Origin of the sequence: Arthrobacter gyeryongensis, assembly GCF_039543785.1 — a bacterium.
Classification (GTDB): domain Bacteria; phylum Actinomycetota; class Actinomycetes; order Actinomycetales; family Micrococcaceae; genus Arthrobacter; species Arthrobacter gyeryongensis.
Map to the genome: position 1 here is coordinate 1 of NZ_BAABKK010000016.1, position 522 is coordinate 522.

At 57.5% G+C, this 522-nt stretch carries 1 protein-coding gene; it reads left to right on the forward strand.

Annotated features, from left to right (window positions below):
• The first annotated feature begins 42 nt into the window (after nucleotides 1-42).
• A complete protein-coding gene (locus tag ABEA18_RS24675; protein WP_425550527.1) occupies nucleotides 43-369 on the forward strand; it encodes a WapI family immunity protein in 327 nt (108 codons plus the stop codon).
• Nucleotides 370-522 lie beyond the last annotated feature (153 nt).

Here is a 522-nt window from a genome sequence, read left to right on the forward strand (position 1 = left end):
GAGAACTGGACGCAGGAAAATCAACTAGCTATCGCATAGACGCTGGACTGCCAACGGGGGCCCAACCAGGAGGCAAGGAGACTCTACGAATGGCTTACGGTTGTCAAGCGCGGGGAAATCGTACGCTCGCCAGACAACCGACCCACCTTGGACTTTACTGAGCCGTGCATAGCTCTGGGTCTGGAGCGGATGACTGACGACGTGGTGGTTCTCCGCATCTACCTCTCGTACGAAGCGGAACCAGCATTTGTCCTCACAGGAGCTCACGGTCACCTGAACAACTTCTTGCGCCTAACGCTGACCCGCGAAGAACTCGGCGATGCAACCGCCGAGTGGGAAGCCGAGATTCATGCTTATCCGGCCCGATAAACGCACGCAATCCATATTCGCGGAAAGGCTGCATGATACGAGGACAACAACAGACGCCTGCATCTCGTCTCACAGCCAGTTCTGACCTGAGTTTGGTCACCTCGTCCCGGTTTGAGGGGGTTCGGGGCGCTGATCTGCGGTGATGCCAGGGGT